General features: G+C 46.9%; 16 protein-coding genes and 1 pseudogene (1 of these 17 only partly in view). 6 read left to right on the top strand and 11 right to left on the bottom strand.

Annotated elements, in window-relative coordinates:
• Positions 1 to 914, bottom strand: the 5' portion of a protein-coding gene (locus ACO05Z_RS20425; RefSeq protein ID WP_421904034.1) for a peptidase U32 family protein. The gene continues 367 nt to the left of window position 1, outside the view; only the first 914 of its 1,281 coding nucleotides appear in the window; it begins with the start codon at positions 912 to 914; its stop codon lies off the left edge, out of view.
• Positions 915 to 933: 19 nt separating this feature from the next.
• Entirely contained in the window at positions 934 to 1,791 is an 858-nt protein-coding gene (locus ACO05Z_RS20420; protein WP_421904033.1) for a PHP domain-containing protein, read from the bottom strand.
• Positions 1,792 to 1,888: 97 nt separating this feature from the next.
• On the opposite strand from ACO05Z_RS20420, the gene ACO05Z_RS20415 reads away from it, so the two are divergent.
• The 4 genes from ACO05Z_RS20415 to ACO05Z_RS20400 all read left to right on the top strand — a co-directional run bounded on the left by ACO05Z_RS20415 (position 1,889) and on the right by ACO05Z_RS20400 (position 3,537).
• A complete protein-coding gene (locus ACO05Z_RS20415) occupies positions 1,889 to 2,074 on the top strand; it encodes a Trm112 family protein (RefSeq protein WP_421904032.1) in 186 nt (61 codons plus the stop codon).
• Positions 2,075 to 2,134: 60 nt separating this feature from the next.
• Entirely contained in the window at positions 2,135 to 2,566 is a 432-nt protein-coding gene (locus ACO05Z_RS20410) for an FKBP-type peptidyl-prolyl cis-trans isomerase (RefSeq protein ID WP_421904031.1), read from the top strand.
• Positions 2,567 to 2,760: 194 nt separating this feature from the next.
• Positions 2,761 to 3,174 carry an Hsp20/alpha crystallin family protein gene (locus ACO05Z_RS20405; protein WP_421904030.1) on the top strand — a complete coding sequence of 138 codons (414 nt, stop codon included), beginning with the start codon at positions 2,761 to 2,763 and terminating at the stop codon, positions 3,172 to 3,174.
• Positions 3,175 to 3,186: 12 nt separating this feature from the next.
• Positions 3,187 to 3,537, top strand: a complete 351-nt coding sequence (locus ACO05Z_RS20400) for an Hsp20/alpha crystallin family protein (protein ID WP_421904029.1) — start codon at positions 3,187 to 3,189, stop codon at positions 3,535 to 3,537.
• Between the two features lie 191 nt (positions 3,538 to 3,728).
• Here ACO05Z_RS20400 and ACO05Z_RS20395 read toward each other — a convergent pair whose 3' ends face one another.
• A complete protein-coding gene (locus tag ACO05Z_RS20395; RefSeq protein ID WP_421904028.1) occupies positions 3,729 to 4,148 on the bottom strand; it encodes a bacteriohemerythrin in 420 nt (139 codons plus the stop codon).
• Positions 4,149 to 4,301: 153 nt separating this feature from the next.
• Here ACO05Z_RS20395 and ACO05Z_RS20390 point away from each other — a divergent pair, with 153 nt between their 5' ends.
• Together ACO05Z_RS20390 and ACO05Z_RS20385 are read left to right on the top strand one after the other, a co-directional pair.
• A complete protein-coding gene (locus tag ACO05Z_RS20390; RefSeq protein WP_421904027.1) occupies positions 4,302 to 4,886 on the top strand; it encodes a peptidylprolyl isomerase in 585 nt (194 codons plus the stop codon).
• Between the two features lie 129 nt (positions 4,887 to 5,015).
• The gene (locus ACO05Z_RS20385) at positions 5,016 to 5,672 is read left to right on the top strand and encodes a DUF2959 domain-containing protein (RefSeq protein WP_421904026.1); all 657 of its coding nucleotides are present in this window, start codon (positions 5,016 to 5,018) and stop codon (positions 5,670 to 5,672) included.
• Between the two features lie 142 nt (positions 5,673 to 5,814).
• Here ACO05Z_RS20385 and ACO05Z_RS20380 read toward each other — a convergent pair whose 3' ends face one another.
• The 8 genes and pseudogenes from ACO05Z_RS20380 to ACO05Z_RS20345 form a co-directional block, all read right to left on the bottom strand.
• Positions 5,815 to 6,198: a hypothetical protein gene (locus ACO05Z_RS20380; protein WP_421904025.1), complete on the bottom strand. Its 384-nt coding sequence runs from the start codon at positions 6,196 to 6,198 to the stop codon at positions 5,815 to 5,817.
• A 22-nt stretch (positions 6,199 to 6,220) separates the two neighbouring features.
• Complete coding sequence (locus ACO05Z_RS20375; protein WP_421904024.1) at positions 6,221 to 6,478, bottom strand: helix-turn-helix domain-containing protein; 258 nt, start codon at positions 6,476 to 6,478, stop codon at positions 6,221 to 6,223.
• Between the two features lie 264 nt (positions 6,479 to 6,742).
• Positions 6,743 to 8,335, bottom strand: coding sequence for an ArnT family glycosyltransferase (locus ACO05Z_RS20370; protein ID WP_421904023.1), 1,593 nt, complete (start codon positions 8,333 to 8,335; stop codon positions 6,743 to 6,745).
• A 162-nt stretch (positions 8,336 to 8,497) separates the two neighbouring features.
• Positions 8,498 to 8,752: pseudogene (gene fliN, locus ACO05Z_RS20365) on the bottom strand (flagellar motor switch protein FliN); the annotation flags it as partial.
• 113 nt (positions 8,753 to 8,865) lie between these two features.
• Positions 8,866 to 9,516, bottom strand: a complete 651-nt coding sequence (locus ACO05Z_RS20360; protein WP_421904022.1) for a hypothetical protein — start codon at positions 9,514 to 9,516, stop codon at positions 8,866 to 8,868.
• 79 nt (positions 9,517 to 9,595) lie between these two features.
• Complete coding sequence (locus ACO05Z_RS20355) at positions 9,596 to 9,913, bottom strand: hypothetical protein (protein WP_421904021.1); 318 nt, start codon at positions 9,911 to 9,913, stop codon at positions 9,596 to 9,598.
• Entirely contained in the window at positions 9,900 to 10,853 is a 954-nt protein-coding gene (locus ACO05Z_RS20350) for a metallophosphoesterase (protein ID WP_421904020.1), read from the bottom strand. The genes ACO05Z_RS20355 and ACO05Z_RS20350 overlap by 14 nt, the downstream gene beginning before the upstream one ends.
• Positions 10,843 to 12,183: an AAA family ATPase gene (locus tag ACO05Z_RS20345; protein WP_421904019.1), complete on the bottom strand. Its 1,341-nt coding sequence runs from the start codon at positions 12,181 to 12,183 to the stop codon at positions 10,843 to 10,845. Before ACO05Z_RS20345 ends, ACO05Z_RS20350 begins: the two co-directional genes overlap by 11 nt.
• Positions 12,184 to 12,204: the final 21 nt, after the last annotated feature.

The raw sequence follows: 12,204 nt of genomic DNA, 5'->3' as shown, positions 1-12,204 counted from the left end.
GGCAAAGGTCCACCCTCTTTGGCCTTGTCGATGACTGTACGGTAAACGTCCACCACCTGTGCAAGATAAGAAGAACTCTTGGTACGGCCCTCAATTTTCAGAGAAGCAATACCCAGCTTGGCCAGCATGCGCACGTAATGCACAAGACAAAGATCCTCAGCTGCGAAAAATTCTGTGTAACCGTCATGCTCGACCGCTTCCCAGACATCCTGACCGGGACGGGTCTTCTCTTCTACCCGCAATCCGGTAGCCTTATACTCAAAGCGGCAGGGATGAGTGCAGCGTCCCATGTTGGCAGAGCGGTCATTAAGCCATGCGCTTAAGAAACAACGCCCGGAAATAGCCATACACATGGCTCCGTGCACGAACATTTCCAGCTCCATTTCCGGACACTTCCCGGCAATGTCAGCCACATCTGCAGCGGAAAGTTCGCGTGCAAGGTTAACCCTTGAAGCACCGAACTTCTGCCAAAATCTTGCAGCCTCGCTGTTACCAGTATTGGCCTGAGTACTGATGTGCACCGGAATATCGGGCAGAATTTCAGCAGCAAGCATGAGCACACCGGGATCGGCAATAATCAATCCATCCGGAGGACATTCAGCCAGCTTCTCAAGGTCGGCACGAACCTTGGCGAGATCCTTTTCCTTGGGATATGCATTGACGCAGAAATATGCCTGTACATTGTTATTACGGCAAAGTTCAAAGGCTGCGGGAAGCTCTTCCCATTTAAATCCGGCCCCGGCAGAACGCAGGTTCAGATCCCCTGCTCCGAGATAAACTGCGTCAGCCCCGTAGGTGACTGCTGTTTCGAGTTTTTCCATATTACCGGCAGGACAAAGAAGTTCCGGCATTTCACCAAGGATCGGGCGGGCAATATCAGGGTTGTCTGTTTTATTTTCTGTAGATGTATTCATAGTACGATTAATAATGGTGTTAAATTTTGAGTCCTCTGGACTGCCTGAAGGCCTTGATCCCGTCAAGCACGCTATGATGGACAAATAAATTTCCGGCTCCTTTACCAAGCTTGATAGCTGGCTTCACATAACCGTGAAAATCAGAACCTCCACTGGCAAGCAGATCGTGTTTACGGGCCAACCCTTTGGCAATCCCGGTCATCTCAATAGTGTGGGAGCTGTAATAGACTTCAATGCCCTGCAAACCCATTTCCTTTAAGCGCCCCACTTCCCGGTCCAGTTCTTCCTCATCGGAACTGAGCAAAAATGGATGGGCAAGGATGGGAGTCGCATCCGTTGAACGCAGCAGATCAAAGGCTTCTTCAGCTGAAATATTATTCTTCGGATAATAAGCCTTGCCTTTTTTACCCAAATATTCGTCAAAAGCTTCATCAAAGCTCTTTACATACCCCTTCTGGAGCATGACCCGAGCCATGTGCGGCCTGCCGAGGGTTCCAGCGGCCTGACCCTGCACCTCTTCCATGGAGATGTCAAAACCGAGTTTCTGCAATTTACCAACAACAGCTTCATTACGTTCAATACGTCTCGCCCGGACTTCATCAAATACACGCTTCAAACGCTCAGAATACGGGTCCACCCAAAGCCCCACTACATGCAGGACCCCGACTTTGCTTTCAACGCTCAGTTCGCATCCGGGAACAACTTCCACACCGCACTTAACCCCGGTCTCAAGGGCTTCAGGCAACCCTTCCATGGTATCGTGGTCAGTAAGAGCAATGGCAGTAAGTCCGACTTCCTTTGCAGCCTTAACAAGTTCAGCAGGGGAAAATGTTCCGTCTGAGGCGGTGGAGTGGGTGTGCAGATCGATGGCAGACATAATAATCTCCGGTGGTAGCGCAGAAAAATGCGGGGTTGAGGAATTCTTTTTCTATAGTTATAGGGTAGGGATCAAACAATGTGCAAGGAGTACCTTTATGGCTCTTAATAAAGAACTGATCGATATACTCGTCTGTCCCAAGTGCAAAAGCGAGCTGGAACTTCTGCCCGGTGAAACAGGGCTCAAGTGTGATGCCTGTAATGTTGTCTACCCGGTCAAAGACGAAATTCCGATCATGCTTGTTGATGAAGCTGTTCCCGCTGACCAGTGGGAAAACAAATAATCAGAATATAACAATGCGGAAAACAGCCCTCTTGGCTACCCGCGTAAACAAGGAGTTTCCATGTCCCAAGCCAAAGACGGCGACAAAATCCGCGTCCACTATGCCGGTTCCCTCGAAGACGGAACTGAATTTGATTCCTCTTACAAAAGAGGTGAGCCTCTCGAGATCGTTCTCGGTCAGGGCATGCTGATCAAAGGCTTTGAAGACGCTGTGAAAACCCTTTCCGTTGGTGAAAAGGTAAAAGCCACCATCAGCCCCGAAGAAGGCTACGGGCCTTACCACGAAGAGCACACCTTTGAGGTAGACCGCAACCAGATTCCACCCGAGATCAACCCCGAAGTGGGCATGATGCTTCAGGTTAACACCGACCAGGGTGTTACCAACGTAACCATCAAATCCGTATCCGACGACAAGGTTGTCCTCGACGGCAACCACCCCCTTGCCGGCCAGACCATGATTTTCGAGATCGAACTGCTTGAAATCCTGTCCTAGTTTTCCATGGGCCTAAGGCCCGGTTCAGGAATATTAAATCCCTGCATGATTATTGATGCAGGGATTTTTTTATTTTATATCAGCCACTTAAAAGTAAATAAAATGTTTTTTCTGTAAAATTTTATTTTCCCAATGTTGACAACCAAAACTGAATGCATATTTGTAATGCAGACGAATAAAACAGGAGGTTATTTATGGTTATCGACTTTGGTTCATTCTATAACTTTCCATATGAGTTTGATAAAATATTCAATGACGTCTTTAATCCTCATCACAATAGACGGAGAAAAGCTTCATATCCTCCGTTAAACATTGTTGAAGATGAAAACAATATATATATTCGTGCAGAAATTCCGGGAATCTCCATTGAAGATATGGAAATCACCGTCACAGACAAAAATCTTGTCCTGAAAGGAGAACGCAAACTTCCGGAAGGAAGATATTTTCGTCAGGAAAGACCATCTGGTGTATTTCAAAGAATAGTATCTATCAATACTACTGTTAATGTAGACAGAATTACTGCATCAACAAAAGATGGAATACTAAATATTACTCTTCCAAAAACTGAAACTTCCGTACCCAGAAAGGTCGGTATTACTGTAGAATAAGGGAGATTTAATATGAGCACTGAAAGAAATATGGAGAAATTCAGCCCCGCAACTGACATCGTTGAAAGTGAACAGGGCTTTTACATGTACGTAGATCTGCCCGGTGTAAGCAAAGACGCACTTGAAATCGACCTTGACGAAAACACCCTCATTGTTTCCGGCAAAGCCGCAACAGCACTGGGCGAAGGTGAGAAATTCATTGATCAGGAATTCTGCGAAGGTGAATATACCCGTAGGTTCACCATCGCCGATGTTGTTGACCGTGAAAACATTAAAGCAAACCTTAAAAACGGCGTGCTCGAACTTTTCCTACCCAAAATGCCGGAAGTTCAGCCCCGAAAGATACAAATTACCAGCGAGTAAAAACCTCACTCCTTCACACACCCCTCGAAAAAGGCTCCCTCTACCACGGGGAGCCTTTTCCATAAGCTCAAGAAAACACCATCTGCTGCGTTGCTGCAAAAAAGACTGAAACTTACGTATGTCTGAATACGCATCATTCCAGTCTTTTTCTTGCGCCTAGCATCTGGCACTTTCTTGAACTTATGTAGAAACTACTTCACGCCTTTTTCGTTCAAAAATTCTCCGAAAACCTTATCCGTTTTCAAAATATGATCTCTAAGCCAGTCCGCCAAGAACTTAAAAACCTTGAGCGGCTCAACGTGATCACCGGAACTGATAAATTTATCCAAAGTCTCTGAGCGAAGGGTAAAATCATCATGCATCTTTTTATGCCCTTCTGCTGCCGGAAAGCCGTGCTCCTTCATTAATCTTTCTTCTGTTGCAAAATGACCTTGAGCATAGTCGCACATGTCTTTCACCAACTCGCCAAGAATCTTTTCCTCTTCCATATCTTTAATTGAATCGTAGGCCTTATTGATCATAGCCAATAGCTGCTTGTGCTCATCATCTATAATTTTGACCCCAACCGAATATCCATCATTCCATTCTAAAATCGGCATTTCTACACCCATCCGCATATTATTTTTTAAATAACATCAATCTATTACACTCTTTCAGCTTATCATTTTCGAACTCAAAAAAACACATATTCCTGCCATATCAAATTTGCCCGCAAAGACTGTTTCTGGTAAACCGCAATAAACCCTTCCAAGGAGGAAATTAAAATGAAATTTTTCAAAATATTGCTGGTAAGTGCCCTTTTCTGTGCGGCTCTTTTCGCTGGAACCGCTAACGCTGCCGCGTCCAAAGTTTACGTAAAACTGCAAACCAGCATGGGCAACGTCGTGCTGGAACTGGACAAAGCCAAGGCCCCCATCACTGTGGAAAACTTTCTGCGCTACGTGAATGAAGGCCACTACGACGGCACCATCTTTCACCGCGTAATTGACGGCTTCATGATTCAGGGCGGCAACTTTGATAAAAACATGAAAAAACGCCCCACCCACGCCACCATTGAAAACGAAGCCCGCAACGGTCTCTACAATGACAAATATACCATTGCCATGGCTCGCACCAATGATCCCCACTCTGCCACCGACCAGTTCTTTATAAACGTAAAAGACAATAATTTCCTGAACTTCAAGTCCGAATCAAGCTCCGGTTGGGGCTACGCAGTCTTCGGTAAAGTTATCGGAGGCAAAAAAGTTGTCGACAAGATCGCCAAAACAGTAACCTTCCGCAAAGGAAACTACGGCGATGTCCCGGTGAAACCCATCACCATCATCAAGGCTGAAGAGCTTAAGCAGTAAACTGCTTTTCTGTTTGATTTAATAATACCCTGCCACCATGTGGCGGGGTATTTTTTTTGACAACCCAACTTTGAGCTTTTATGTAAGTCCATACTGCAAGCGTCTAAAATCATTCCCGGAGGAAATTTCATGCACCTGAATAATAAAATCGCCCTTTCACTCATAATCGCCCTGACACTCGGGCTGGCCGGTTGCCAATCAGCTTATTACAAGACAATGGAAAGTTTCGGCTACCATAAGCGGGATATCCTTGTTTCCAACGTTGAAAAGGCCCGTGAATCACAGGAAGAAGCCAGTGAACAATTCAAAAGTGCGCTGGATAAATTCAGTGCCCTGACCGGCTTCCATGGCGGAGATCTTCAGGAAACATACGAACGCCTCAACGATGAATACGAAAACAGCGAAGCTGCGGCATTGGAAGTACGCAAAAGAATTGATGCGGTAGAAGAAGTCGGGAACGATCTTTTTGATGAGTGGAATGCTGAACTTGACCAGTACACCAGCAGAAAGCTGCGTAATGAAAGCCGAGTCAAACTTTCCAAGACCAAAAGCAAGTTCAAACGCTTGCTTTCCGCCATGCGCAAGGCTGAAAAGAAAATCGATCCGGTACTCAATGTTTTCCGCGATCAGGTGCTTTACCTTAAGCATAATCTGAACGCGCAGGCCATTGCCTCACTCAAATCAGAACTCAACACCCTTGAAGCAGACATCGGCAGGCTGATCAAAGAGATGCAGCGCTCAATTGATGAGGCTGATGCTTTTATCAAGGAATTGAAAAAGAATTAAGAATCCCAAAAACCTTTAATAAGGCTTCGCCTCTGTATATGACTAATCGCAACTAAGCTTTTAAAAACAAAAAATCCCCGGAGTATAATCACTCCGGGGATTTCTTTTCGCGCTTGTTAATCTGATGCAGCGAAAAAACGGCCTAGCCGTTAACCACCTGCAGCTGTTTTTTTACAAATTCCAGTTCGCCTTCAGATTTGGTTGCAGCCTGCTCAGCTAGAGCCTGAGCGCAGAAAGTAAGCATCACGTCTGTATCCAATCCCAGCAGAATGGAACCGTTGGAAACAATGCAGGTCTCACCCTGATCTTCCATCAGATACGCCCGTTTGTCTCGCTCTTCACCATTTCTGGTTGCAATGGAATAGCCAGTGCGCCCCTTCTCGGTACTGTAAATCTTTTCAGATACCAGCTCCCCGCTGTCCTCATTGTAGTTGAGGGATTCATTTTCAAGTTTTCCGACAAAGGAAATCTGGCCGCCAAAATCATTTTCCAGAGTCACCCTTTTAAGGGCAGCTGACTTTTTCATGATCCTTGTCCACCGATGTTTCTCAAATGGGCAGTTTCAGTTGCTCAGAACCTTTCTTGTCATCCTTCCCCTTCTTGGGGGACGCCTGCAAACCGGACTCAATATATTCCAGCAGGGAACTTTCCGGCACACGCCACTGGCTGCCAACCTTGATACCGCGGATTTTCCCCTCCTGAACCAACCTGTAGGCCGTCCTTGGATGGATTCTCAGCGTGTCGGCAATCTCACGTACCGTGTATAGCGTAGGCGAGGGTGTCAAAGCCTTGTCCTGATTTTTCAAAATTAAACTACGATGTAGACGTTATGACACTATTTGTCAAAAAATGTCAAAGAAATGCATTTCTGTCTCTTCTTTTCTGCGACAATACTCCAACAAGCATTAAATCAACCGAAATTACAAAGAAAATAACCAGAAAACCACTTTCACTTGAGAACCATCTACAACCAGATATCCAAAAAAAATTTTTCTATTTTCTAAAAAAAACGCAAAAAAGCCCTTCCGGCAGAACCGAAAGGGCTTAAAATGGATCTATTCAGGAATGTCCTAAAATCTCAAACGAGGATCACGCGGCCAGTAGCCGTTATAGTCATAGCAAAGATAGACGGTAAACTTTCTGGACGGTTTGCCGCGGAAAGTTGTCTGAAGATGGATGGGCGAGCTGACTCGCTTAAACATCTTCTTTAACTCTTCATTAGTATCGGTATGGAATTTCTTGATTACATACACACAATCCCAACCGACTTTATCTTCCGGACCGGGCCAAAGGTCATATTGATTCATGCGACGGTCTGTCCATGCGCAATAAGTACGTGGCTGCCCGGGCACATAAAAAGCCAAGGCTGCAGTCATATCGTACTCGTCGCTCATGACAAATACTTTGGACGGATCTTTGAACTGACTTTGTTCCAGCTCAACAACCTGCTGCCCAAGATCGGTCCAGCCTTTAAGACGGTGAGTCGGGTTAAGATGATCCGGCAGCGGCACCAAGTTCTGGAAATGCAGAACTACAAAAATAATAATGCTCAAGGACATCCATAAGGAACGGAAACGCCCCCTGCGACCCCAGAAACTTTCAAAAGCAAATCCGGCAATCATTACCCCGGAAACATAGGAAATCACAGCCCAGTTACCGAGCACTTTGGCGTGAAAACTCCAGAGGAAAAAGAAAATCCAGACCGGGAGAAAAAAGACTGAAAGCAGTGCGCTCTGCCTGTGATTCAGGTTCATCAGGTTGCGCCCTCTCCCTTTAAGAACAAAAAACAAGGCAGAAAAACCGCCGATGAACATAAAAATGAGCCACCACGGCGTCGCCATACCGACCTGTTCACCCAAAAAGGGCAGAAAACGGTCGAACCGCAGCAGATGCGAAGCTTTTTCACCGGAAGCACCGATCAGATGCAGGACATGCTTATAACCGACAAAGTCGTTCTGCATGTTCCAGATCAGGGTCGGCAGGAAGCCGAGGAACAGTCCTCCGCCCAGCGAAAGGAACAATTTGCGCCAGAAACCACGCGGCAATCTTTCCCTACGCATGAGCAACAGCCCGTACATGACCGAAAGTCCGGCAAAACCAAGCATGGTATACTTAGCCAGAATTCCAATCCCAAAGAAGATACTGATCAGAAAAAAAGGTTTAGTCTGAGATTCATTGGAATCCCGTTCCAGCCCCGGAGGATGCGGTATTGAAGCTTTGTACAAAGCAAAAAGCGCGCAGCTCCAGCACAGGATAAAAGGATTGTCCGTGGTCATCAGGATTCCAAGAGCCAGATAGACAGGCATGGAATTAAAGATGATCAGGGTCCAGACCGCGGCAATGGGCCTTTTCCACATCCGGGCAATGCCCCAGAAAAGCACAATCTGGGTCAACAGCGAACCAACCACCGATCCAAAACGGACTCCGAATTCGGTATTGCCGAAAACAGTTGTCCAAAGCTTGATAATCCAAGCAATGAGCGGGCCTTTGGAATAATAGGTAAGCTGCATGTGCCGGGTCCAGTCCCAGTACTGGGATTCATCCTGCACAAGGTTGAGCTGTCCGGTTCCAAGGAACCAGAGACGGGCAAAAGTACTGATAAAAATTATGGCTACAGCCCAGATTACGGGCTTGCTTTTAAACGAATCATTTAATGATGACACTTAATGTGACCTCCTTGCGAGGAAACTTCTTATCCGAGGCTGCATAAGAAAACAACAGCCTGTTTTAGGCTGCCCTTTGGCAGAAAAGTCCAAAAACAAAGCCCCCGTTGGCAGGGGGCGGAGCATTCAAAAATTATTTTCCCGGATTCCGGCTGGCCCCGGTTAAAGTCCCAGCTTCTTGATCCTGTCCTCAGGTTTGATGATCTCGGTAACCCTGAAACCAAAATTTTCATTGATTACAACAAGTTCACCACGCGCAACCAACCGCCCTTCAACATACATATCCAATGGTTCACCAGCCAGCTTATGCAACTCGATAACCGTACCCTGACCGAACTGGATAATTTCGTTGACCAGAAGCTTGGTCCGCCCCATTTCAACTTTAACTTCAAGGGGGATGTCCAGAATGCGTTTCAGACTTTGCTCTGCCATTTATATAAACTCCGCTAAAAAACTAAATTAACTGGAGGCAGGATACAGCAAAAATCCGCAAACAACCAGCAAAAGACCAGCTCTTTAATTTCAGCCCCTTACTTAACCCTCTCCACAGAGGGCCCACCCTCTTTCTGCGGTTGCAAAGCAAGAATTGCACCTGCACTTTCAGAAAACAAATCCAAAGGATGGTGACTGATGACCAGCACCTGAAACCCAAGCCGCTCAGCAATGGTTCCGATCAATTCCATAAACCGGGGCACAAGGTCAGGGCGCAGCCAGCAATCCTGTTCGTCAAGCACCAGAAACGGCCTGTGCGCTTCAGGATTGAGCCTAGACAAGGCAATCAAGCGCAGTCCAACGGACAAAATATTACAAACCGAACCACCCTGTCCGACCATGATATCTTCTTCGCCGCCCTGATTCAGAATCTGAAAATCCACCTGCAATTTCTTATCGCGGATGGAGGCAACAGCCTTAACTTCCCTATCCTGTCCTAAAATTTCGCGGATAGCATGAGTCAGGTTAGTCTCAAGTTCGCTCAGCAATTCCCCGAACAAGGCGGTGGAAAGTTCTTCAAGACGTTCAGCCGCGCCCGGAGCCAATTCCAGAAATTCATCAATCTTGCGGCCATCTTCACGCAAAGACAGCCAATCATCCATACGTGACGAAGCCTTAGCGCTTAAGCGATCTGCTCTGCGTTCGAGTGATTCCAGAGTTGGAATAATTTCATTCGCACTATCTTCCATAATTAAAACAAACCAAAACTATTAAAAGGTTTTGGGATTCTTAAACCCTTTTGCAAAAGGATTTAAGCCGCCGAAGGCATTAATCGCCCTGCTCTAAATTATCCAAGCCCTCTTTAATCGACATGATATGGGCGCGGTACTCAGTGACCAAGCGGGAATTTGCGGCCTTTTTCTCTTCCAGAAGCTTGGAAAGTTCCTGCGGATCGCTGGTTCCGTACTGAGCCTTGGCTTCTTCTTCCAGTGCGGCAAGCTGGCTGGTAGTGCTGGCAAGCTCCTGCTCGGTGCGGATTTTCTTATCATGCAGCCATTTATGCTGTTCCTTAAGCAGATTAAGTTCCTGCTCCAGACCATTTACAGGCTGATTTGCACCGTTGTTCATTCCATTACCCATTGCCATCGGTAACCTCCGTATAGAGTTCCCAGATGAGCGGACTTTCCGGCTCTTCCGGGTCGATATTGTCTGTTAAAAACTGCTTCAAGCCCTCGCCTTCATGGGTTCGTTTCCATGCCAGACGCTCAAGGCCCTGTAAAAATTTTGATTCCGCTGTTGCCGCATCTTCGGCTTCTGGCAAAAATTCCTGATTTGGAAAAACTTCGTAAAAATCACGATGCGGGATTACCCATTTATCAAGATCCTCACAATCGGGGGTCCATATCCCTGCTTTCGGCTTGCGTTCAAGGGACAAGCGGGAAAAAACCATCCGGGTGATATTGCCGGGGTTGGCCCATGTGGTCATGCCTTTGGTTATGGAATCGCGCGGTCCGTGTATATGTCCATTAATGATCCAATCGATACCCGGCTTTTCCTTGATGGCGTGCTGCTTTTTCTCACAATTTGGAAAAGAAATATTGTGATGGGTCACCCAGAGTACCTTGAGGTACTTGCCATCTTCGCGATCAAATTCCTTAGGAATGGGCGTGGAATCAGGCGAAGCGCCAACCAGCACCAGACCTTGCGGAGTCTCCAGTTCAAAAGCCGGACCCTGCTCGCTCATCATCCGGATAACCCCGGCGGCATCGAGCACAGCCATGGATACATCAGGGGTAAAACGGGCCTGATATTTATCGTGGTTGCCCACAAGTACAAACGGCTTGTACTGCCCGAACACTCTGATCATATCCACCAGCAGGGAGTTACCGTTATCGCGCGGCCAATGAAAAAGATCACCAAGGATAAGCGGAATCATGCCCAATTCTTCCGCACGCTTAAAGCAGACTTCCAATTTATCCAACACATCGTTTGCGAAATCACCCAGCCGCTGTCCTGGAGGGGTGGAAGCAATATGCGGGTCCCCGATAAGGAAAAGTCCTTTAGCCTTAACTTTTTCAAGACTCATGACTTTCCTCCCCGATCAGCTTTTGCGCATCCAGATCTCCGCCGCAGAGCGGACAATTACCGATCTCAGTCAGACGGGTTTCAATGCGCTGATCGAACTCAGCTTCGGACTGTTCCAGCTCGGTCAAACGAGCCTGCGCATCAGTCTGTGCTTTTCGTGAAGCAGAAAGATTGTTCATAACCTGCATAAGACCCGATAAATCATGAAGTTCAGGCGGCTCATTCAACGGTTCAAGAATAGCGGCACGGCTCAAAATTCTCTCCCGCACAACATGGTTACGAGAAACATTGCTGATAGTTGTAGAAAGTGCAGAAATATCTTCCAGCTGAGGAGGAGACGTTAGCGGTTCCAAGATCTTACGCCGATCATTTTGTTTTTTTTCTGCAAAATAAAGTTGATTATGACGCGCAAGGTACGATTCCAATTGCTGTTCCGGGAAAAGTTCCGGTGGAGCCTGCAATCCGCCAAGGGATTCTGATTTTGCTTTCAAGTTCTGCCCCTGACTGCGCAGGCTTTGCATGCCTGACACCGCTCTTTCAAGCGGTGCGGAAGAAAAAAGTTCCGGTGCTTCCTGTAATTCCGCTAACTCTTTTTCCCGCGCGCCAAGACTGGCCTTATAATTTTCTAGTTCACCCTTACGCTGCAAAATCCCTTCAACTACCGGGATTTCCTTATCAAGAACATCCATCTGCCCTTTAAGTTCGCGGGCGACTTCAAGTTCCAGATTCACATCCGGCAAATTTTGCAATTCATCCAGCTCAGTACGGATTTCATCGAGCTTCTGCTGCTGAAATTTTTTCTCACGCTTGGCGGCACGAACACGATTTTTAAGCTCGGTCTGCATGGCCAGCAAATGCGAGGCTTCTGAAGATGAAGCAAAAAATTGGGCGGCAACAGACGAAGGCTGATCAAGCAGAAAAATGGGATTACGCTGGTTGCCGATGTGTACGTCCAGCGATTTTCCGCCTTCCAGCGGAACCAGATTGAGCCGCAGAATGTTCAAAATATCTTCCGGGGTATTACGACCGAATTTAGCGTAAACTTCCCATTCCTCTTCACCGGGACGCAGCACTTCGTACCATGCGGTAGCCTTTTTACGAATCCACGCAACCCGCACGCCGTCATCCATTTCCAATTCCACCCGGGCCTGCTTGGCTCCGTGGCGAATGAAATGCTTGGGCAGCGGATTGGTAGCAATGCAGCGCAAAGCCTCGACAACGGAAGATTTACCGCTGTTGTTGGGACCTGTCAGCACGGTCATGCCCGGGCCGAGTTCAATTTCGGTTTCCGCATGGGCTAAGAAATTTTTAAGTAGGATTTTTTTGATCATGTCAAAAATTATTTACCTGTC

The organism is Maridesulfovibrio sp. (genome assembly GCF_965230075.1).
Taxonomy (GTDB): Bacteria; Desulfobacterota; Desulfovibrionia; order Desulfovibrionales; family Desulfovibrionaceae; genus Maridesulfovibrio.
This window is presented reverse-complemented; position numbering and strand designations above follow the sequence as displayed.

What these genes read in the sequence shown, in the direction of transcription:
- ACO05Z_RS20420 (WP_421904033.1), bottom strand. Translation starts at nt 1,791, where the DNA reads ATGTCTGCCATCGATCTGCACACCCACTCCACCGCCTCAGACGGAACA.
- ACO05Z_RS20415 (WP_421904032.1), top strand. Translation starts at nt 1,889, where the DNA reads ATGGCTCTTAATAAAGAACTGATCGATATACTCGTCTGTCCCAAGTGC.
- ACO05Z_RS20410 (WP_421904031.1), top strand. Translation starts at nt 2,135, where the DNA reads ATGTCCCAAGCCAAAGACGGCGACAAAATCCGCGTCCACTATGCCGGT.
- ACO05Z_RS20405 (WP_421904030.1), top strand. Translation starts at nt 2,761, where the DNA reads ATGGTTATCGACTTTGGTTCATTCTATAACTTTCCATATGAGTTTGAT.
- ACO05Z_RS20400 (WP_421904029.1), top strand. Translation starts at nt 3,187, where the DNA reads ATGAGCACTGAAAGAAATATGGAGAAATTCAGCCCCGCAACTGACATC.
- ACO05Z_RS20395 (WP_421904028.1), bottom strand. Translation starts at nt 4,148, where the DNA reads ATGGGTGTAGAAATGCCGATTTTAGAATGGAATGATGGATATTCGGTT.
- ACO05Z_RS20390 (WP_421904027.1), top strand. Translation starts at nt 4,302, where the DNA reads ATGAAATTTTTCAAAATATTGCTGGTAAGTGCCCTTTTCTGTGCGGCT.
- ACO05Z_RS20385 (WP_421904026.1), top strand. Translation starts at nt 5,016, where the DNA reads ATGCACCTGAATAATAAAATCGCCCTTTCACTCATAATCGCCCTGACA.
- ACO05Z_RS20380 (WP_421904025.1), bottom strand. Translation starts at nt 6,198, where the DNA reads ATGAAAAAGTCAGCTGCCCTTAAAAGGGTGACTCTGGAAAATGATTTT.
- ACO05Z_RS20360 (WP_421904022.1), bottom strand. Translation starts at nt 9,516, where the DNA reads ATGGAAGATAGTGCGAATGAAATTATTCCAACTCTGGAATCACTCGAA.
- ACO05Z_RS20355 (WP_421904021.1), bottom strand. Translation starts at nt 9,913, where the DNA reads ATGGCAATGGGTAATGGAATGAACAACGGTGCAAATCAGCCTGTAAAT.
- ACO05Z_RS20350 (WP_421904020.1), bottom strand. Translation starts at nt 10,853, where the DNA reads ATGAGTCTTGAAAAAGTTAAGGCTAAAGGACTTTTCCTTATCGGGGAC.
- ACO05Z_RS20345 (WP_421904019.1), bottom strand. Translation starts at nt 12,183, where the DNA reads ATGATCAAAAAAATCCTACTTAAAAATTTCTTAGCCCATGCGGAAACC.